Raw genomic sequence first — 20,767 nt, 5'->3', positions numbered from 1 at the left:
AATGATTTACTATTATTATATCATTTATTAGCTTAAAACTATATAAAAATTTTCAAATAATTACATAATTTAACGTGAATTCTATAAATTAATCAGTATCAGATTTATATACAAGTTTACCATTACAAACACACATTCTTGAAATAAAAGCATGAATCATCATACAACCATAATCATCCTCTGTAATTTTTCCATCTTTAATCAATTTCCTATCTTCTTTGATCAATTGTGAAAAAGTACTATCATGTACGTTAAATACTTCATTGCTATCATTAGTATCTTTGTCAGTAATTGCTTTATTAATATAATCATAATTATTATTTATACTTAACAATATGAAGAACCTCCCTATGTTATTTAATATTAAATTATAATCCACACTGTATAAGTTTCTGTTTATAAGCATCACAAAAATCTGAAAAATTCGATGGAAATACACCGGGTTTTTCCATATCTACTTTCTTCTCAAATTCTTTTACTGAATCTACAAAAGAAGAACTTCCTAATGAAAAAGAAGATGTATCAATTCCTTGTCTTTTCATCATATCAAGAATCATACAATAATAACTACTCATATCAGAGCCTTTACTATTAACACTACCAAAATCGGAACAAGTTTCAAAAAATGCATCTTTTGCTTTTTTTGCATTAATAATATTTTGGTCTTTTTGAGTTATTTCAATTGAATCAGAAGATGCATTTGAATTACTTACTTTAGAAGATATATTTTGTTTTGTATTTTGTACAGCCTTAATTTTACTATAATCAACTTTATTACTTAAATCATAATTTAAATAATTTTTATTGTTATAGACATCTATCATAATCAAATTCCTCCCTACTCCCCACAATAAAAATCATAATATTATTTTTGTCGTGCAAAATATAATAATCTTTACATAAAATGTATATATTTTATAATTAGTAAAAAAATTTCATAGTGTAAATCAAGGAAACCTGATAAACAAAAATGTTGATCAGATTTCCTTAAGTTTATGATGTTAGATTAAAGTACTGGTTTTATCTTATAGAAGATATCAAAAATCTAAAATAACTAATCTTGAAAATTACATTATTTAATATTGTATCGTGACTTCATAACATCCTCAATTTTCTTTTCTATTTTCCATTTTAGTTTCTCCCTTAATGGAATTTTGTTCAAACTTTGAATTAAAGCCTCTACGTCGATTCCATGAACTGCAGCAGCATCTTCTATACTCTCATTTTGAGACGAAGGGCATTCAATACAACCCATACCAAAATTCTTTAATATTTCTATTGCCCTAGGTCCCATATTAACAATATCCTTTATTAATGTTTTTCGATTAACTTCCATAATACACATCTCCTTATTAAATATTGGATCTTGTCCATTTAATCCCTTTATGAGTATTATTCTTAACACTTATTTTTTCATTCTTACATCAAAAATACTTTTGAAATACAAATGAGAAGTTCGTTTTTCAATTCACCCTTACTTTTAATTATAGTAATTTAAAATATGATTACAATATTTAAAATTACTTTGCCATTACTCCAAGTATATCCAACATTTTTTTAGGATTATTAACAAATGATTTCATTATCTGATAAGTCTCAGTATCTTCGTAATTAACTTTTCTTAATCTATCATCCAATTGATAAATTATAGAATCTGGATAAGACAGTACTATTGGCGAATGAGTAGCAATTATGAATTGAGAATTATTTTTAATTAAATCATGCATTCTTGAAACTAGAACCATTTGCCTTGTTGGCGATAAAGCAGCTTCCGGTTCGTCTAAAATATATAAACCATTTCCTCTAAATCTATTCATAATTAATGACATAAAAGATTCTCCATGAGATTGTGAATGTAATGAATTTCCACCATATGAATAAGTAACATCTATATCATCAATATTTGAAGCTAAATTATAGAAACTTTCTGCTCTTAAGAAAAAACCATCTTTAGGTATTTTAGTTTCTCTAATCAATTTTAAATTTTGCCATAAATCAGAGTGGGTATCTCTTGTTGAAAAATTAAAATTTCTAGACCCACCTTCAGGATTGAAACCACATGCTATAGCAATTGCTTCAAGTATGGTAGATTTTCCAGTTCCATTTTCGCCTATTATATAGGTTACCTTAGGGTGAAACTTTATAGTTGATAAATTTTTTATTACTGGCAAACAATATGGATATTCAGAAAATGAATTTACTTTTTCTGTATTTAATTGAATTTCTCTTATAAAATAGTTAGAATTCATTTTATTTCCTCCACTAAATAGTTTTTTAAACCTTAACTGTTGTTTATTGACTAATAAAACACCGCAGGATTCAATTATTTTGAATTCTGTGGTGTTCTAATAAATTATTTCCTTTTTTAACTATTTTAAATATAATCATCACTCAAATTACATTCTTCTATTCCCATATTTATCAAATGTTTTTCTTAAATGAATTTCTGTGCTAGGAAGGGAACATACAATTATTGTTACAGATATTATTGTTGAAATCTTGCTTGCAATATCAATATTGCTTTTGTAAATAATATCACACAGTGCTGATATTATTAAGCATATAATACCAATATATATTAACATATTACTACAAAAATAATTTGCTTCATTCCATACATCTTTATTCTGCATAGCAAATGGCGTTCTATATCCATAAACCTTACTTATATTATGTGGTGGCCAAATTTTAAGTCCAACTCCAACAGCCAATACAACTAATCCAATTAAATAGCTGGTAAACAACATAATAAAACACCTCTTTATTATTATAAATATTCTTACTTCTTAAGTAAACATAGGCGTCACCGCCCATGTTCCTCTGCAAAACCGTACGTGCCCTATTAAGGCATACGGCTTTTCACATCATATTAATCATCTATAGAATAAACTTACGCTTATTTTCGGTTCTAATAACGGAAAAGTTCTCAATAAACCATTGTAAAATGTTTCTATTGTATAGCTCTTCCTTTGGCTTCTTCTATTTAACCATTTAAAGAGCAACCATTTTACAACATTTTGATAGCACTTCACACTTCTTGTATTATCAGTGACCCCATAATACTGATAGTGTCCTCTTAGTTTCTGATTAATTTTCTTAATCAATTCACCTACTGGCATTATCCTATTCTTCTTAATCCATTCTTTCATAGTCTTAACTTTACTTCTGAATTTCTTCTTACTAGTCTTAACCTTACATCGAAAGAATCCTTTCTTACCATCTTCACTACAATAGAATGTAAATCCAAGAAAGTCAAAGGTTTCTGGCTTTCTTAATCCTCGATTTGCTCTATTTTTCTTTGCAAATCTACCAAACTCTAGTATCTTAGTTTTCTCTAAAGCAAATTCTAATCCAAATTTATCGAATCTTTCTATTAGCTTTTGATAAAACCCATCTGCCTCCCATTTATTTTGAAAGCAACATACAAAATCATCACAATATCTTATCAAATAGGCTTCGCCTTTGCATTTCCTTTTGATTTTGACAGCAAACCAATAGTCCAGTACATAATGTAAATATATATTTGCAAGAACTGGAGATGCTCCATTACCTTGCGGTGTTCCTCGTTCACTGTCTAGGTATTTACCATTTTCCATTATTCCAGCTTTTAAGAATTTCTTAATTATCTCTATAAATTTCTTATCTGCAATATCATGTTCCAGGAACTTTATTAACCATTCATGATCAACATTATTAAAGAATCCTTTTATATCAGCTTCAACAATGTAACTCACCTTATGATATTGAACATCCTCTATGATTTCTCTAATTGCTTGATGGCAGTTTCTATTTGGTCTAAATCCATAGGATTCATTAAAGAATTTAGGTTCATATACTTCTATTAATATCTTTGCTATTACGTTTTCTACTAGCTTATCTTCATAGCAAGATATTCCTAGAGGTCTCATCTTCTTGCTTCCGTCTTTTGGAATATACGTTCTTCTTATAGGTTCTGGCTGATAGCTCCCATTTCTCATTTGCTTTAACAAACGTTCCACATTAGCTTTTAGATTTACAGAATAATCATCTTTTGATACTCCATCAATGCCTTTTGCTTTCTTTCTATCCATTTCTTTATGGCTAGCTATAATAGCACTTTCATTGATATAATATGCAAGGTTTTGAACCTTTCCATCTAATCTAGCTTTTTCTATATTATATTGTATTCCAAGTAGCTCATTAATCATGTTCTTCAGCTCTCCTGTCTGCATAATTTGAAGCTCACTTGAAGCTATGTTGTGCTAACCCCTTCCCTCCGCCTGCTTTCACAGATTTCTACAGTACTATGAGTTAGTCGGACTTCCTATAATGCTTTTGCTCATCTTGCTCGTTCCCTTACTTGATTTTGCATACTAATTTCTCAGACATTATAGGATCTCAGCTGTTCTAATAACATACTTATCATCAAACTCGCCAAGCACTCAGACCCCGGAAGAGTTATATAAATCTTACCATATTGATTTGTATAATGTTGTCTGCTACACAAATAATTGTATCGACCTCTTCATTTAGATAATAATTTCGCGGCTCAATAGCTTCACTTTCGTTTTGGCTCGTTTTCTCCCTGTCCTACGCTTAAATCTAACGTTACCGATTCGACTCCAAGGACTCGGTACAGGCTACTGGTTAGGCATTACCTGATAGGATTTTCCTACTATATGTTAATAACTTACTAATGCCAACCGAATCACTTCCGTTGGCAAGAGGAAACATCACGCACTCGCATGCTGCTTCGCAGCTCGCACTATTTGGTTAATTATATCATATTTTTCACACCAATTCATCAAGGGTAATTGGATTACCCAACTCATCTGTTGATTTATAATAGCTTGAATTTATTTTTTTATTTTAGAAGTAAAATGAGGTCAGTATCTTCATACTGACCTCAAATGATTAAATGGGTTGCTGTTATTAAAACAGCATATATCTGATGTATATTTCTTACATAACAAATATATAATATTTAAACTATTTCATCCAGTATTTATTACTGGTCATATATCAAATTAATGGAAACTCACTTATGAATTAGGATACATTTACCTTTCGTTACAAACATTTTCTAGCAGCATCCTTCATCAACTGTCCATTATAAAGAACAGATAAATCAAATCCTATCTCTCTATTATCTGAAAATAATACTTTTAAACAATTATCTCCCTTATCTATTATTTTTCCACTTCCAAATACTTTGTGAACTACATAATCTCCTGTCTCTAAGCCGCAATCTTTCATAAGTTCCTCCGAATTTAACAAATCACATTCATTTATAAATCTGGATACATCTACTGCTTTTTTCATAATAGTACTTGAATAACACAAAGTCAAATTATCTATGGCTCTTGTAACCCCTACATAAAAAAGTCGTCTTTCTTCTTCCAGGTTATTTTGTATGCTATTTGCATGGGGAATTAATCCTTCACTGCAGTTTATTATGAACACATTCTCAAACTCCATACCTTTCACGCCACGAGGTTTTAGTAAACTTTCATATGAGATTACTGTTTTGAGTGGTTCCAACCTTATTATTTAAATTAATTCCATATTTATCGCAAACCGCTTCAGATTCATCAAGTTTATGCTCAATTATAACTCTATCTATTTTTTCCAACTGTGGATACATATCCGCGAATTCTAGTAAATGCTTTTGCACTATTTATACTTATAAAACTGTAAAAAAATTCACCATAATCTGTTTGTTTGCGTATTATATATTGATTATACTCATAAATTAAAAATAAGTAACAAAGGAAGGTATTAATTATGGCATTCAAAGATTTATATGTAATTGGACGCAGTCCTCAGTTTGCTATTACAGGAAGAGAAGAAATATCAGAAAATCTTGATTTAACCGAAAGTCCTACTGCAAGCAGTGGTATTCTAAAAGGAACAGTAACATCTGATGGAGTTCCTATAGCTAATGCCACAGTTAAAGTATTTGATATAAATGATAATCCTATTGAGCACACAAATACAGGTAGCAATGGTCAGTATACTATTGCTAATCTTCCAATTGGATCTTATAAGGTAACAGCAATTGCACCTGGATATCTATTACCAAATACAATTCCAATAACTATTCAAAATAATAAAACCACTACTGCAAATATAGCATTAACAGCAGATCCTGATGCAAATCTAAGTGTAATATATGGTATCATAAGAACTGTCAATGGAGAAGTACCAATTCAAAATGCAAATGTACTTTTATATAGTGAGACCCTACCAGAGCCTACACTCATATCAACAGGTACAACCAATGATAATGGGCAATATATACTAGGTCTTATTCCTACTGGTGACTATCATTTGCTAGTATCAAAATTAGGTTTCTTTCCAACTCAAACAGCCACAATTAACGTTGGCACAAAAGAACTAATCAATAGTGACGTATCATTAGTGCCAGATGCCGAAGCAAATACAGGCACCGTTAGTGGGTTTATAAAAGACATTTCTACAGGTCTTCCAATTGCAAATGCAGGAATAGCTTTATATTCTATAGTAGGCGGAGTTGAAACCATTATTGCTACTACAAGATCCACTATTACAGGTAGGTATTTGTTTACGAATATAAATCCAGGCAACTATTTAGTAAAATCTACTAAGCAGGAAGAAGTATCATAATAAATGTTTATCAGTGATATTTATACTCTCAAAGCAAGCGATCCATTTGAAATAACGGTGCATGAAGAGGCTACTGTTAACCTAGAATTAAATAAGGTTTCCCCCTGTTACAATACGCTCTTAACAGGGAAAGTTCTTTATGAAAATTCACCAATACAGAATGCAACAGTTAAGGTGTTTGATAACAACTTTAAACCTCTTTTTCACACTGAAACTGATAAAAATGGAATTTATATCTTTAAAAATATATTAAGTCCTGGAATATATAAAGTTATTGCCACAGCAATTGGTTACACCACATCAATAACTAAAGAAATCCGCATAACAGAAAATTTGATTACTAAGCTATCATTCACACTGAAGAAAAGTTCGACATTTATAAAAGGTATTGTCTATGGTAAAATACTTGAGGCAGTAAGCAGAAAACCTATTGAAAATGCAACCGTTTATTTAGCTTATTTGAATGATTGCAACAATACGATTTATAAAACTACGTCAAATTCAACAGGACAGTATCTAATATATAATATTGTTCCTAATAATTATAAGTTGACAGTTGAAAAACAAGGCTATTTAGTATCAGATCCTGTACAATTAACAATTAAAAAATATGATCGCGTTATGTTAAATTTAGATTTAATCAGAGATTCAAATTATAATAATAGTACAATTAGCGGAACAGTTACAATTGATAAAAAACCAATTTCAAATATAACAGTATTTTTATACCTTCTTGATAAACAAGGAAATGAGAAGGTAGTTCAGATTCAAATAACCAATAATAACGGAATCTATATTTTTTCAAATTTAGAAAATGGATTCTATATAGTAAAAGGAAAGTTACAAGATAACTTAATTTTTGAAAAACATGTTACTCTATCTGAATAAATATTGAAAATATTTCAACACTAAAAACAAAAGAAAAGAAGAAAAACCTAACCAGTGATATGATACCTCTAAAATAGACATGGTAAATAACCAAATCTAGGTACGTTCTCAATATATAACTCCTTTCTGAGTTATATGGTGACTTTGTTTATTTGCAATCCAATTTTACCATAAATCAGTGAGGAGTTATTTTATTTTGCAACAAAAAATACACCGCATTTACGCGTGTTACGACGTTTTGCAAACGCCTAATTTATCTAAATATGTTCTTCTAATTTATGTTTTGTAAAAGTAGTTATGCTATCATCTACATTTACCTTTGATCACAAACATTTTCTAGCAGCATCCTTCATCAACTGTCCATTATAAAGAACAGATAAATCAAATCCTATCTCTCTATTATCTGAAAACAATACTTTTAAGCAATTATCTTCCTTATCTATTATTTTTCCACTTCCAAATACTTTGTGAACTACATAATCTCCTGTCTCTAAGCCGCAATTTTTCATAAGTTCTCCCGAATTTAACAAGTCACATTCCTCTATAAACCTGGATACATCTACTGCCTTTTTCCTAATAGTACTTGAATAACATAAAGTCAAATTATCTATGGCTCTTGTAACTCCTACATAAAAAAGCCGCCTTTCTTCTTCTAGGTTATTTTGTATGCTATTTGCATGGGGAATTAATCCTTCACTGCAGTTTATTATGAACACATTCTCAAACTCCATACCTTTCACGCCGTGAATAGTGCTCAAAGTAACTGCATTATCTTCCTTCTCACCTTTTTCTAAAGTCTGTGCCACATTTTCAATATTATCTAAAAATGATTCTATACTATCAAATTCCCCGCAGGCTTCCTTAAACTCTCCTATAATATCTTGAAGTTCATCCATGTCCCTATTTAATTTCATGCAGTAATTTTTTAAATAGTCCATATAATCTAATTTGTCCAATATATAATTTATTCTGTCCTGTTTCTTCATCCTGTTTAATTTTTTAATATTTCTTTCAAGCACAGTTATATTTTTAAGCTGAAAAATAGGTAAATCACCTACTTGCCTTAAAATATCAAAGCAATTTTCCTTTATTCTATTATCTATAACTTTTTTTATATTTACTTTTCCAATATATCTAAAAGGCCTATTTATTATTCTCATAAAACTATTCTTATCGCACATATTTACAGCCAATTTAAGATATGCTATTAAATCCTTACATATAAAATGTTCATAAAAATTATACTGACCATCCAAAAGTTTAAACTTTACATTGTATTTTAAAAAAGCGTCTATTATACTTCTTGATTCCAGGTTAGTTCTATAAGACACAGCTATGTGACTATATTTGTATTTTCCTTTGCTTATAATTTCTTTGATTGAATTTGATACAAAAACGGCCTGTTCTTTTTCTCTTTCAAATACCTTGAAGTATATATTTCCATTATTTTTTCTGTTATTTTCAATAAGTTTTACATTCCTATTTTTGTTATTACATATAATCTTTTTGGACAATTCAACTACATTTTTAACACTCCTGTAATTTATTTTTAAATAAATTTTTCTTCCATCTTTAAAATAGTTATCAAAATTCACCATGCACTCTGGCTTAGACCCCCTAAAAGAATATATGCACTGATCTTCATCTCCTACTGCAAATATAAACCCCTTACCTCCTATTAGTTGTAAAAGTTCTATTTGGAGATTATCTGAGTCCTGAAATTCATCAACTAAAATATACTTGAACAAATTCTGATAACTGTCTAGAATAGATTTTTGATTTAGAAACATATCTTTAACCTTTAATTGTAAATCATCAAAGTCCATAAGCTTATTCCTAGCTTTGTAATTTTCATATTCATTAAAACATTTTAAAAATGCACTTTTATCAATTTTACTTTTAAATAAATCTATGTCAGTCTCACTATTTTTTAAAAGAGATATGTCATTTAAAACTTCCTTTACTTTCTCTTCTCCTATAAAGTCCAAATAATTCATAAGTGCATTTTTAACTATCTCGTGTGCCTTATAGGGATCTATAATATTTATTTCTTTATTGTATTTTTTCAATATGTTATAAAATAGAGAATGAAACGTTCCAAAAAAAGGTGATTTTTCTTTATTTCCTATGGATATGTATCTGTTTTTCATATTGAGAGCAGCTGCTCTTGTAAAAGTTATGACAACTATGTTCTGTGGATTTATTTTATTGCCATTTAACAAATGCTCAATTCTATCTACTGTGCTCACATCTTTAAAAGAATCATCATTTAAAGATTTATTCATTATCTGTAAATCATTAGCCTTTAGAAAATTAGGTACATAATCTGTATTGTATATAGGGCCGAATCTACACAAGTAGTCCACTCTATTAATAATAGTCTGAGTCTTTCCTGCTCCAGGACAAGCAATGACAATGCAGTTATTTTCACCATTTAAAACTGCTTTTCTCTGCATAGGATCAAGGTGCTCATATTGCTTTTCAATTATTTTATCTCTTAAATACTTAAACTCTGTTTTTAGCACTTCCATATTCATAATTAACCACCTAAACAATAGCAAAATAAAAAGAACATATTATAAATATGTCCTTTTTACTTTACTATATTCAATTTATTATATATTTATTTTTTCTTCTTTGTTTTCCTTTCAACAGTTGCCTTAGTTGCCTTTGGTGTATCAAATGCATTTATATACATTTGTTTTATTTCTCCTATTAGTGGATATCTTGGATTAGCTCCTGTACATTGATCATCAAAAGCCAGTTCTGACATTGTATCTAAAGTAGCATAGAATTTATCTTCTGAAACTCCTGCTTCTTTAATAGTCTTTGGAATATTTAACTTGGTTTTCAAGTCGTCTATAGCATCTATTAGCAATTGTACTTTTTCATCATCTGTTTTTCCGCCCAAATTTAGGTAATCAGCTATTCTAGCATATCTTCTTTTAACATTTGGATATTTATATTGTGGAAATGCCGCTTGTTTCCTTGGAGCCTCTACAGCATTGAATTTTATAACTTCATCTATCATAAGTGCATTTGCAATTCCATGTGGTATGTGGTGCTGTGCTCCCAATTTATGTGCCATGGAGTGGCATACCCCTAAAAATGCATTGGCAAAGGCCATACCTGCAATACATGAAGCATGAGCCATTTTTTCTCTTGCCTTTACATTAGTCGTACCTTCTGTATAAGCTATTGGCAAATATTTAAATACTAATCTTGTTGCTTCAAGAGCCAATCCGTTGGTATATTCTGAAGCCATTACTGACACATAAGCCTCCAATGCATGAGTCAATGCATCTATGCCTGAAGCTGCTGTTAGTCCCTTTGGCATTCCCATCATGAGTTCTGCATCAACTATAGCCATGTTTGGAGTCAATTCATAATCAGCCAGTGGATATTTAGCTCCTGTTCTTTCATCGGTAATTACTGCAAATGGCGTAACTTCCGACCCTGTCCCTGCGGATGTTGCTACTGAAATCATCATTGCTTTCTGACCCATCTTAGGGAAAACATATACTCTCTTTCTTATATCCATAAATCTCATAGCTAAATCTTCAAATCTTACTTCTGGATGTTCATACATTACCCACATGATCTTGGCCGCATCCATTGCCGAACCACCACCAACTGATATAATTGTATCCGGTTCATAAGAAAGCAGCTCTGCTGCACCTTTTTTAGCTGTAGCAAGGGTTGGATCTGGTTCTACATCTGTAAATATTTTATAGGAAATTCTTAATTCATCAAGATTTTTTGTAATTTTATCTACATAACCTAATTGATAAAGAACTTTATCCGTTACTATAAATGCCTTTTTCTTCTCCAAAGTTCTCAATTCTTTTAATGCAACTCCAAGACTACCATATTTGAAATAAACCTTTTCAGGTACTCTAAACCAAAGCATATTTTCTCTCCTCTCAGCAACACTTTTTATGTTTAACAAATGTTTAGGTCCAACGTTTTCTGATACAGAGTTTCCTCCCCAGGAACCACAGCCTAATGTCAAAGAAGGAGCTAGTTTAAAGTTATATATGTCTCCTATAGCGCCTTGTGCTGAAGGCATATTTATCAATGTTCTACCAGTCTTCATAGTTTCCCTGAACTTTTCTACTTTTACTTTTTCCGTCATTGCATTTACATATAATACAGATGTATGACCAATTCCTCCTAATTCAACTAGTCTTCCAGCTTTTAAAAGAGCTTCGTCAAAATTCTTTGCTTTATACATAGCTAAAACTGGAGACAACTTTTCATGTGAGAATGGTTCTTCAAGTTCTACTGATTCTACTTCTCCTATAAGTACTTTAGCATCTTCTGGAACTTTTACTCCTGCCATTTGTGCTATCTTAAAAGCACTTTGCCCTACAATTCCAGCATTTAAGGCTCCATTAATTATAATTGTTTTTCCAACCTTATCTGTTTCATCCTTACTTAATATATACGCTCCTCTATCCGCAAATTCTTTCTTGACTTTATCGTATACGGAATCTACTATTACTACTGACTGCTCCGAAGCACAAATAATTCCATTATCGAAAGTTTTTGAGAGTAATATTGAATTTACTGCCATTTTAATGTCAGCACTTTCATCAATCACAGCAGGTGTGTTACCTGGGCCAACTCCTATAGCAGGTTTTCCTGAAGAATAGGCAGCCTTAACCATACCCGGTCCACCAGTTGCAAGAATTAAATCTGCTTCTTTCATTACCACCTGTGAAAGTTCAATGGAAGGTTCATCTATCCAACCTATAATTCCTTCAGGGGCACCAGCTTTAACTGCTGCATCAAGTACTATCTTAGCTGCTGCAATAGTTGATTTTTTGGCCCTTGGATGAGGTGAAAAAACTATACCATTTCTAGTTTTTAAAGCTATTAGTGATTTAAATATTGCTGTAGATGTTGGATTAGTTGTTGGAACTACTGCTGCAATAACTCCTACAGGTTCTGCAATTCTAACCATACCAAAACCTTCATCTTGTTCCAGAATCCCACAGGTCTTTTCATCCTTATATTTGTTATAAATATATTCTGAAACAAAATGATTTTTAATGACCTTGTCTTCTACAATTCCCATTCCGCTTTCTTCCACTGCCATTTTAGCTAGGTCTATTCTAGCACTATTGGCTGCCATAGCTGCCTGCCTAAAAATTTCATCTACTTGTTCTTGAGTATAGCTAGAAAATTTCTTTTGAGCAGCCGTTACTTCATCTAACTTCTTCATTAATTCTTCAACGTTAGTTACCTTAGTTACCTTCATTAATGACACCTCTTTCTTATTTTTCATGCTGTTAAATATAAACAAAATTCTTACTTTTATTGTTTGTTTCTATGTTATTATTATTCATAATTACTCTTTAAAAATAAAAATAGTGTTCAAATTTTATTTGAACACTATTTTTATACTATTTAATAACTACTCTTCCTCATCTTCTACAATTAACTCAGTTTTATCAAAAACATTTATATACATTTGTTTTATTTCACTTATCAGTGGATACCTTGGATTAGCTCCTGTACATTGATCATCAAAAGCTAATTCTGACATTTTATCTAAAGTAGTATAGAATTTTTCTTCTGAAACTCCTGCTTCTTTAATAGTTTCTGGAATATTTAACTTAGCTTTTAGATCATCTATAGCATTTATTAATAATTGCACCTTTTCCTCTTCTGTATTTCCTCCCAACTTCAGGCAATCAGCTATCTGAGCATATCTATACTTGGCATTTGGATACTCGTATTGCGGGAATGAAGCCTGTTTTATCGGATCATCTACAGCATTGAATTTTATAACTTCATCTATCATAAGTGCATTGGCAATTCCATGTGGTATGTGATGCTGTGCTCCCAATTTATGTGCCATAGAGTGACATACTCCTAAGAATGCATTGGCAAATGCCATACCTGCAATACATGAAGCATGAGCCATTTTTTCTCTTGCCTTTACATTAGTTGTACCTTCTGTATAAGCTATTGGCAAATATTCAAATATTAATTTTACTGCTTCAAGAGCCAATCCATTAGTAAATTCTGTGGCCATTACTGATACATAAGCCTCCAGTGCATGGGTTAACGCATCTATACCTGACGCTGCCGTAAGTCCTCTTGGCATTCCCATCATAAGTTCTGCATCAACTATAGCCATGTTTGGAGTCAATTCATAATCAGCCAGTGGATATTTAGCTCCTGTTCTTTCATCTGTAATTACTGCAAATGGAGTAACTTCCGATCCTGTTCCTGCGGATGTTGCTACTGAAATCATCATTGCCTTTTCTCCCATTTTAGGGAAAACATATACTCTTTTTCTTATATCCATAAATCTCATAGCTAAATCTTCAAATCTTACCTCTGGATGCTCATACATTACCCACATGATCTTGGCCGCATCCATTGCTGAACCACCACCAACTGATATAATTGTATCTGGTTCATAGGAAAGCAGTTCTTCTGCACCTTTTTTGGCTGTAGCAAGGGTTGGATCTGGTTCTACATCTGTAAATACTTTATAGGAAATTTTTAATTCCTCAAGAACTTTTGTAACTTTGTCCACATAACCTAATTGATAAAGAACTTTATCTGTTACTATAAATACTTTCTTCTTATTCATAACTTTTAATTCTTTTAACGCAACTCCAAGACTACCATATTTGAAATAAACCTTTTCAGGCACTCTAAACCAAAGCATATTCTCTCTCCTCTCAGCAACACTTTTTATGTTTAATAAATGTTTAGGGCCAACATTTTCGGATACAGAGTTTCCTCCCCAGGAACCACAGCCTAGTGTCAACGAAGGAGCTAGTTTAAAGTTATATATATCACCTATACCACCTTGGGATGAAGGTGTGTTAATTATAGTTCTTGATGTTTTCATCATAGTACTAAATTTTTCTACTTTTGCTTTTTCTGTCATTGGATTTACATATAAAGAAGATGTATGTCCAAATCCACCTGCTCTAACCAGTTTATCAGTTTTTGCAATGGCATCCTCAAAATCTCTTGCTCTGTACATAGCTAAAACCGGAGATAACTTTTCATGAGAAAATGGTTCTTCAAGTTCTACTGATTCTACCTCTCCTATAAGTACTTTAGCTTTTTCTGGTACATTCACTCCTGCTAGTTGTGCTATTTTAAAAGCAGGTTGTCCTACAATACCAGCATTTAAGGCCCCATTTTTCAAAATTATTTTTCCAACCTTATCCGTTTCATCCTTACTCAATATATAAGCTCCCCTATAAGCAAATTCCTTTTTAACCTCCTCATATATTGAGTCTAAAACTATTACTGACTGCTCCGAAGCACAAATCATACCATTATCAAAAGTTTTTGAAAGTAGTATTGAATTTACTGCCATTTTAATGTCAGCACTTTCATCAATTACCGCAGGTGTGTTACCTGGACCAACTCCTACAGCAGGTTTTCCTGAAGAATAAGCAGCCTTAACCATACCTGGTCCACCAGTTGCAAGAATTAAATTTGCTTCTCCCATTACCACCTGTGAAAGTTCAATGGAGGGTTCATCTATCCATCCTATAATTCCTTCAGGAGCACCAGCTTTAACTGCTGCATCAAGTACTATCTTAGCTGCTGCAATAGTTGATTTTTTTGCCCTTGGATGGGGTGAAAAAATTATACCATTTCTGGTTTTTAAAGCTATTAGTGATTTAAATATTGCTGTAGATGTTGGATTAGTTGTTGGAACTACTGCTGCAATAACTCCTACAGGTTCCGCAATTTTAACTATACCAAAGCCTGCATCTCTCTCTAAAACTCCACAGGTCTTTTCATCCTTATATTTGTTATATATATATTCTGAGGCAAAGTGATTTTTAATAACCTTGTCTTCTACAATTCCCATTCCGCTTTCTTCTACTGCCATTTTAGCCAGTTCTATTCTAGCACTATTGGCTGCTATAGCTGCTTGTCTAAAAATTTCATCCACTTGTTCTTGAGTATATGTAGCAAACTTCTTTTGAGCATCCTTTATTTCTTCTAGTCTTTTCATTAATTCTTCCACGTTTGTAACTTTCATTAATTAACGACACCTCTTTCCTGATTTTTAGCAGTTCTAAGTATTAACTATGATTCTTCCAATCTTACCAAAGTCAATATATTATGTTTACAAAATTTATATCATAGGATTTCCTTACATCTTTGTTTTATTTTTACATAATTTATGGCAAATATCTCCCTTTATGTTAGATAAAATGCAAAGAGTGAAATTCTCTATGTATCAATAAATAATAGTAGGCACTTATTCAAGCTATTTTTACCATGCCTAGTATGCTAAATTTGGTAATTTTCCGAAAATTATAAAAAACATTACACTATTTATTTTAAATAAATCATTTTCTTCTAAAGGAAATTATATTATTACTAACAAAAGATATGCTTCTAAGATGTCATATTATGTTCATATATATGTAATTATGCTTAACTAATTGTTATCATGATATAATTATGCATAATTATTTATATTTTGTCAATTATTTTTTTGCATTTTTTATTATAATTTTATTTATTTAGTAGATATTTTACAATTTAATGCATTAGAGCTCTATCTTTGTTCATATTTCTTGCATTTTTATTCCATCGCTACCATTACTAACCCCTATCACACATAGTAAAAGCAACTATCATCAAATCAAAGATATAGGTTCAATTCACCTAATTTAAAAATAGCATACCAAAAATGCTAAAAAACACTTTATTATACATACTAAAAATTTCATTGGTTAAGATATATATAACCGAAAGCATCTAATATGAAGATTTTTTTAGAGGAGTTAACATGACAAACTTAAGTAACCACCAACTATTCACATTAATGTTTATATTTGAAGTGGGAAGTACTACACTTTTTGCTCTAGGTATCAATGCAAAACAAGATGCATGGATTGTCATTTTGATTGCTTTATTGATTGGATTAGTGTTTGTATGGATTTACACAGAACTTCAAAATGCATTTCCTGATAAAAATTATGCCGAAATAATTATTGACATATTAGGGAAATTTTTTGGTATACCTCTTATTTTATTTTACGTATTAGATTGCCTTTGGCATACAGCTCGTAATCTTAGAGAATTTGGTGAATTAATAAATTTGACAACTCTTCCTGAAACTCCATTATGGATTATACTTTTTCTATTCCTATCTGTTAGTGTATATACTCTATTAAAAGGAGTTGAAACTTTAGCTCGTGCAAGTGAAATAATATTTCCTATTCTTATAATATTTATGCTGAGTATTTACATATTGATTTATATATCAGGAAATGTAGATTTTAAAAAATTAACACCAGTTTTAGGAAATGGCATTAAACCTATTTTCGCATCCCTACCTAGTGTAGTAATGTTCCCCTTTGGAGAAATCTTTGTCTTCTTAATGTATTGGCATTATTCTAATGATAAAAGTTCTGTACGAAAAACTACAATAAAAGCAATTTTATCTTCTGGAATACTTCTTTGTTTTTCTTTAATAATGGATATCTCTGTATTAGGCCCTAAATTTACTTCAATTACAACTATCCCATTTGTAGAAACTTTGCGACTAATTAATATAGGAAATATAATAACCAATATAGACGCTATAGGTATAATTATTATATTTTTTGGAGGATTTTTTAAAATGTCCATATACCTATATGCCATTATTACAATGTTAACTACTGTATTTAAAATTAAAAGTTATAAATCAACTCTTATTTTATTTAGTGCTTTCTTACTCTGGTTTTCTGTTGCATTTGAACCTAGTTATGCCTATCATATATGGATGTTTCCCTTTGATGTTCATTATTTTACCATAATTTATTCTAATATATTCCCATTTCTGTTATTAATGATTTATTGGCTAAAAAAGAAAAGAGCTAACTTATAAATATCAATGTTATTTCAAGGTGGTAAAAATATGTGGCTTATAGAATTTTTAAAAAAAGCATTAGAAGGAAGAGGATTTTATCCTACCCTAATGGTTATCCTTTCTTGGTCGTATACTGTTGTGGTAGTAGGAATATTACTTTGCCAGCTTTTTCTCTACCTCTTAGGAATAAAATACAATAATGATACCTTAGGCAAAGAGACATATAAAAAGAAAAAAAACAATGAATAATGTCCTGTCAATAAACAAATACTAATGCTATAAAATAAAAATAGAGGTAAATAAAGTGTTTAATTATATATATAAAAAGTTTAAATTCATGCAACTTAAAAATACTAATGTAAGCGGTGAAAATTCAAAGGAGAAAATTCCGCAGCCAAAACTTTCTACTAGTCTTGAAGATAATCTAAATGTTTTAAAAAATATTTTAGGTTCAAGCAGTGATATAATTTACCGTAAATTTTCCTTTGGTTCTAAACTTCAAATAAGTGCTGCAATTATATTTTTAGAGGGTATGACAGAAAAAGCAACTATAAATGAACTTATAATTAAACCTTTTATGTACGACAGCAAGCTGTGCAATTTAGAAAATAAATTAGAACTAGACAGTATGAGCGTTATAAAAAACTGTATGCTTTCTGTTGGAAATGTTAAACAAATTGCATTAATAAATCAAATAATAGATGGATGTTTATCTGGTGATACCATATTTCTCATGGACGGTTGTGAAGAAGCTTTAGTTATTCATTCAAAAGGATGGGAAACTCGTGGTGTAGAAGAACCTAAAACTGAAGCTGTAGTAAGAGGCCCTAGGGAAGGTTTTTGTGAAACTATAGCCACAAATATGACACTTTTGCGGCGTAAAATCAAAAATCCTAATTTAACCTTTGAAACAATGGAAATTGGAACTCAAACAAACACCAGTATATGCATTGTTTACTTAAAGGGAATTGTTAATCCTAAGCTCATAAAAGAAATAAAATATAGGCTAAGTAAAATTAATACAGACTCTATTCTGGAATCAGGCTATATTGAACAATTTATAGAAGATGCCCCTTATTCTATTTTTCCCACTATAGGTAATTCAGAAAAACCAGATACAGCAGCTGCTAAAATATTAGAAGGAAGAGCTGCTATTTTAGTTGATGGTACTCCTTTCATACTTACTATGCCAATGCTCTTTATCGAAGGTTTTCAAAGTTCAGAAGACTATTATTCTAGACCTTATTTTGCAAGTATTTTAAGATTTTTAAGGTTTCTATGCTTTTTTATAAGTGTATTCTCTCCAGCTACTTACGTCATGCTATCTACTTTTCATCAAGAATTAATACCTACTACTCTATTATTTACCATGGCAGCAGGTCGAGAAGGTGTCCCATTTCCTGCAGTTATAGAAGCTGGTATCATGATAATAACCTTTGAAATCCTACGAGAAGCAGGTGTTAGATTGCCTCGCCCAGTAGGTCAGGCAGTAAGCATTGTAGGAGCTTTAGTAATAGGTGAAGCTGCCGTAACAGCAGGATTGGTATCAGGACTTATGGTCATTGTAATAGCACTAACAGCTGTTTCCAGTTTTGTAGTTCCCGTATATACAGATGTAATTTCTATTTTACGAATGGCGTTTCTTATATTAGCTGGAATATTGGGCATATTTGGCATTGGAATTGGATTATTAATTGTACTTGTTCATATTGTATCCTTAAGATCTTTTGGTACTCCATATTTTGCTCCATTTTCTCCTTTAAGCACAGAAGATTTAAAAGATAGTTTTGTAAGAATTCATTTATGGAATATGTTTACTAGACCTAGAACTATAGGATGGCACAATTTAAAAAGACAGGATTCCTCTGCAAAACCAGAGCCACCATTAAAAGGGAATAGCAATTAAAATACCAGTGCATTTTTATGAGGTGAATCTAATGAAAAAATACATGAATTTAGCAATAAAAATAGTTGTATGTATTTTAGTAGCTTTAAATTTAACTTCCTGCTTGGGTGCCCATGAATTAAATAAATTAGCCATAGTAATAGGAGTTGGATTAGACAAAGGAAAAGGAGATGATTATCCTGTAGAAATGACCGTCCAAGTGGCTAATGCATCTGGTATCAAAGATATGTCAAAAAGTAAAAACAATGAATCAAGCAGCACTGGTTACTTAAATTTAAGAGAAAAGGGAAAAAGCATTTCTGATGCAACAAAAGCTTTTAACCGTAAACTAAATCGTCATTTATTTTTTTCACATAATCAAGTAATTATATTTGGAGAAGATATTGCAGAAAAAGGAATCGAAAAGTACATGGATTTTTTCTTGCGATATCGTGAAACTCGTATCTTAACATGGGTTTTAATATCCAAACAACCTGCTAGTGAAATATTAAATGCAAAACCAGAACTTGAAACTACTTCTGGAAGAAATATAGGAGAATTGATTAAAAACCAACAGGAGGTATCTCAGGTACCATCTGTAAATTTAAAAGATTTTTCATCTAAATTGATAAGTAAGACTACATCACCTATTGCACCTATAGTTGAAATTTTAAATGACAATAATAGAAAAATAGTATACCTTTCAAAAACAGCAGTATTTAAAAAAGGAAAGATGGTTGGAAGCCTTAATGAAAAGGAAACCCGCGGACTTCTATGGTGTACTAATAAAATGAAAGATGGAATTGTAAATGTAGGTACATCAAATAAAGACAACAATAGTAAAGTAAGCATAGCAACAACTCATACATCAGGTAAAATAATTCCACAAATAAAAGATGGAAAAGTAAGTATACAAATAAAAATTAAGCAAGAAGGAGATTTACAAGAACAGCTTTCTTCTGAGGATTTATCAAATTCAAAATCTTTTTCAATTCTTGAAAAACGTGAGGAGGATGCTATAAAAAAAGAAATAGTACTTGCATTAAGAAAGTCCAAAAAATTAAATGCAGATATATTTGGTTTTGGAGATGCCATATATCAGCATTACCCTAAGCAGTGGTCTAAGATTGAAAAAAACTGGGAAGAAACTTTTCAAAATATTCCTGTAAATATAAATGTAAATGCAAAAATAAGGAGAACAGGTAGAATTACTAAATCCATTATGTCCAGAGATAACTAATGCCAACTATACTGAGGTATAAAGAATGATATTTCTATTGATAGTAACTTTTATAGGTATAATATTGTATGAAATTCCAGATATGATTAAAAATAAACATTTACATCAATTAAAAATATTTTCTATATTTTTAATTATAGCTTTTATACTAAGCTTATTTTATATCCTAGACATACCTATACCTAATCCCGTAAAAGGCATAGAATTTGTAGTAAACAATTTATTACATTTAAATTACAATTAAAATAAACTTATGTGCAGAGGTAAAAGT

At 30.8% G+C, this 20,767-nt stretch carries 17 protein-coding genes; 6 read left to right on the top strand and 11 right to left on the bottom strand.

Annotated features, from left to right (window positions below):
- Positions 1-88: 88 nt before the first annotated feature.
- The 8 genes from DMR38_RS08395 to DMR38_RS22510 all read right to left on the bottom strand — a co-directional run bounded on the left by DMR38_RS08395 (position 89) and on the right by DMR38_RS22510 (position 5,623).
- Positions 89-334, bottom strand: a complete 246-nt coding sequence (locus DMR38_RS08395; RefSeq protein ID WP_127720854.1) for a hypothetical protein — start codon at positions 332-334, stop codon at positions 89-91.
- 34 nt (positions 335-368) lie between these two features.
- The gene (locus DMR38_RS08390; RefSeq protein WP_127720853.1) at positions 369-824 is read right to left on the bottom strand and encodes a hypothetical protein; all 456 of its coding nucleotides are present in this window, start codon (positions 822-824) and stop codon (positions 369-371) included.
- Between the two features lie 248 nt (positions 825-1,072).
- The gene (locus tag DMR38_RS08385; RefSeq protein WP_127720852.1) at positions 1,073-1,336 is read right to left on the bottom strand and encodes a DUF1858 domain-containing protein; all 264 of its coding nucleotides are present in this window, start codon (positions 1,334-1,336) and stop codon (positions 1,073-1,075) included.
- 184 nt (positions 1,337-1,520) lie between these two features.
- Complete coding sequence (locus DMR38_RS08380; RefSeq protein ID WP_127720851.1) at positions 1,521-2,249, bottom strand: AAA family ATPase; 729 nt, start codon at positions 2,247-2,249, stop codon at positions 1,521-1,523.
- Positions 2,250-2,396: 147 nt separating this feature from the next.
- The gene (locus DMR38_RS08375) at positions 2,397-2,747 is read right to left on the bottom strand and encodes an SdpI family protein (RefSeq protein ID WP_127720850.1); all 351 of its coding nucleotides are present in this window, start codon (positions 2,745-2,747) and stop codon (positions 2,397-2,399) included.
- 126 nt (positions 2,748-2,873) lie between these two features.
- Positions 2,874-4,187 (bottom strand): group II intron reverse transcriptase/maturase, encoded by a 1,314-nt coding sequence (gene ltrA, locus DMR38_RS08370; protein ID WP_127720849.1) that lies wholly within the window; start codon positions 4,185-4,187, stop codon positions 2,874-2,876.
- Between the two features lie 862 nt (positions 4,188-5,049).
- A complete protein-coding gene (locus DMR38_RS08365) occupies positions 5,050-5,457 on the bottom strand; it encodes a 3'-5' exonuclease (RefSeq protein WP_243124497.1) in 408 nt (135 codons plus the stop codon).
- Positions 5,458-5,488: 31 nt separating this feature from the next.
- The gene (locus DMR38_RS22510) at positions 5,489-5,623 is read right to left on the bottom strand and encodes a hypothetical protein (RefSeq protein WP_279230807.1); all 135 of its coding nucleotides are present in this window, start codon (positions 5,621-5,623) and stop codon (positions 5,489-5,491) included.
- A 140-nt stretch (positions 5,624-5,763) separates the two neighbouring features.
- On the opposite strand from DMR38_RS22510, the gene DMR38_RS08360 reads away from it, so the two are divergent.
- Both DMR38_RS08360 and DMR38_RS08355 read left to right on the top strand, forming a co-directional pair.
- Positions 5,764-6,624, top strand: coding sequence for a carboxypeptidase-like regulatory domain-containing protein (locus DMR38_RS08360; RefSeq protein WP_127720848.1), 861 nt, complete (start codon positions 5,764-5,766; stop codon positions 6,622-6,624).
- A 3-nt stretch (positions 6,625-6,627) separates the two neighbouring features.
- On the top strand, positions 6,628-7,512 hold the full coding sequence (locus DMR38_RS08355) for a carboxypeptidase regulatory-like domain-containing protein (protein ID WP_127720847.1): 885 nt from the start codon (positions 6,628-6,630) through the stop codon (positions 7,510-7,512).
- 323 nt (positions 7,513-7,835) lie between these two features.
- Here DMR38_RS08355 and DMR38_RS08350 read toward each other — a convergent pair whose 3' ends face one another.
- From DMR38_RS08350 to adhE (DMR38_RS08340), 3 genes are all read right to left on the bottom strand, one after another.
- On the bottom strand, positions 7,836-10,049 hold the full coding sequence (locus tag DMR38_RS08350) for an ATP-dependent helicase (protein WP_127720846.1): 2,214 nt from the start codon (positions 10,047-10,049) through the stop codon (positions 7,836-7,838).
- Between the two features lie 86 nt (positions 10,050-10,135).
- Positions 10,136-12,775: a bifunctional acetaldehyde-CoA/alcohol dehydrogenase gene (adhE, locus tag DMR38_RS08345; protein WP_127720845.1), complete on the bottom strand. Its 2,640-nt coding sequence runs from the start codon at positions 12,773-12,775 to the stop codon at positions 10,136-10,138.
- Positions 12,776-12,931: 156 nt separating this feature from the next.
- A complete protein-coding gene (adhE, locus tag DMR38_RS08340) occupies positions 12,932-15,544 on the bottom strand; it encodes a bifunctional acetaldehyde-CoA/alcohol dehydrogenase (protein WP_137440570.1) in 2,613 nt (870 codons plus the stop codon).
- 759 nt (positions 15,545-16,303) lie between these two features.
- Here adhE (DMR38_RS08340) and DMR38_RS08335 point away from each other — a divergent pair.
- Genes DMR38_RS08335 through DMR38_RS08320 form a run of 4 tightly spaced genes read left to right on the top strand, consistent with a single transcriptional unit; the run spans position 16,304 to position 20,496 of the window.
- On the top strand, positions 16,304-17,389 hold the full coding sequence (locus DMR38_RS08335; RefSeq protein ID WP_127720844.1) for a GerAB/ArcD/ProY family transporter: 1,086 nt from the start codon (positions 16,304-16,306) through the stop codon (positions 17,387-17,389).
- 30 nt (positions 17,390-17,419) lie between these two features.
- Positions 17,420-17,620 carry a hypothetical protein gene (locus tag DMR38_RS08330; RefSeq protein WP_127720843.1) on the top strand — a complete coding sequence of 67 codons (201 nt, stop codon included), beginning with the start codon at positions 17,420-17,422 and terminating at the stop codon, positions 17,618-17,620.
- Positions 17,621-17,675: 55 nt separating this feature from the next.
- Complete coding sequence (locus DMR38_RS08325; protein WP_127720842.1) at positions 17,676-19,277, top strand: spore germination protein; 1,602 nt, start codon at positions 17,676-17,678, stop codon at positions 19,275-19,277.
- 31 nt (positions 19,278-19,308) lie between these two features.
- Positions 19,309-20,496, top strand: coding sequence for a Ger(x)C family spore germination protein (locus tag DMR38_RS08320; RefSeq protein WP_127720841.1), 1,188 nt, complete (start codon positions 19,309-19,311; stop codon positions 20,494-20,496).
- The last annotated feature ends 271 nt before the right edge of the window (positions 20,497-20,767 follow it).

This window comes from Clostridium sp. AWRP (assembly GCF_004006395.2).
Classification (GTDB): domain Bacteria; phylum Bacillota; class Clostridia; order Clostridiales; family Clostridiaceae; genus Clostridium_B.
This window is presented reverse-complemented; position numbering and strand designations above follow the sequence as displayed.

Excerpts from the sequence above, each read along its gene's own strand:
- DMR38_RS08360 (WP_127720848.1), top strand. The coding sequence starts at position 5,764 with ATGGCATTCAAAGATTTATATGTAATTGGACGCAGTCCTCAGTTTGCT.
- DMR38_RS08365 (WP_243124497.1), bottom strand. The coding sequence starts at position 5,457 with ATGGAGTTTGAGAATGTGTTCATAATAAACTGCAGTGAAGGATTAATT.
- adhE (WP_137440570.1), bottom strand. The coding sequence starts at position 15,544 with ATGAAAGTTACAAACGTGGAAGAATTAATGAAAAGACTAGAAGAAATA.
- DMR38_RS08375 (WP_127720850.1), bottom strand. The coding sequence starts at position 2,747 with ATGTTGTTTACCAGCTATTTAATTGGATTAGTTGTATTGGCTGTTGGA.
- DMR38_RS08385 (WP_127720852.1), bottom strand. The coding sequence starts at position 1,336 with ATGGAAGTTAATCGAAAAACATTAATAAAGGATATTGTTAATATGGGA.
- ltrA (WP_127720849.1), bottom strand. The coding sequence starts at position 4,187 with ATGATTAATGAGCTACTTGGAATACAATATAATATAGAAAAAGCTAGA.
- DMR38_RS08350 (WP_127720846.1), bottom strand. The coding sequence starts at position 10,049 with ATGAATATGGAAGTGCTAAAAACAGAGTTTAAGTATTTAAGAGATAAA.
- DMR38_RS08335 (WP_127720844.1), top strand. The coding sequence starts at position 16,304 with ATGACAAACTTAAGTAACCACCAACTATTCACATTAATGTTTATATTT.
- DMR38_RS08355 (WP_127720847.1), top strand. The coding sequence starts at position 6,628 with ATGTTTATCAGTGATATTTATACTCTCAAAGCAAGCGATCCATTTGAA.
- DMR38_RS08330 (WP_127720843.1), top strand. The coding sequence starts at position 17,420 with ATGTGGCTTATAGAATTTTTAAAAAAAGCATTAGAAGGAAGAGGATTT.
- DMR38_RS08320 (WP_127720841.1), top strand. The coding sequence starts at position 19,309 with ATGAAAAAATACATGAATTTAGCAATAAAAATAGTTGTATGTATTTTA.
- DMR38_RS08390 (WP_127720853.1), bottom strand. The coding sequence starts at position 824 with ATGATAGATGTCTATAACAATAAAAATTATTTAAATTATGATTTAAGT.
- DMR38_RS22510 (WP_279230807.1), bottom strand. The coding sequence starts at position 5,623 with ATGTATCCACAGTTGGAAAAAATAGATAGAGTTATAATTGAGCATAAA.
- DMR38_RS08380 (WP_127720851.1), bottom strand. The coding sequence starts at position 2,249 with ATGAATTCTAACTATTTTATAAGAGAAATTCAATTAAATACAGAAAAA.
- adhE (WP_127720845.1), bottom strand. The coding sequence starts at position 12,775 with ATGAAGGTAACTAAGGTAACTAACGTTGAAGAATTAATGAAGAAGTTA.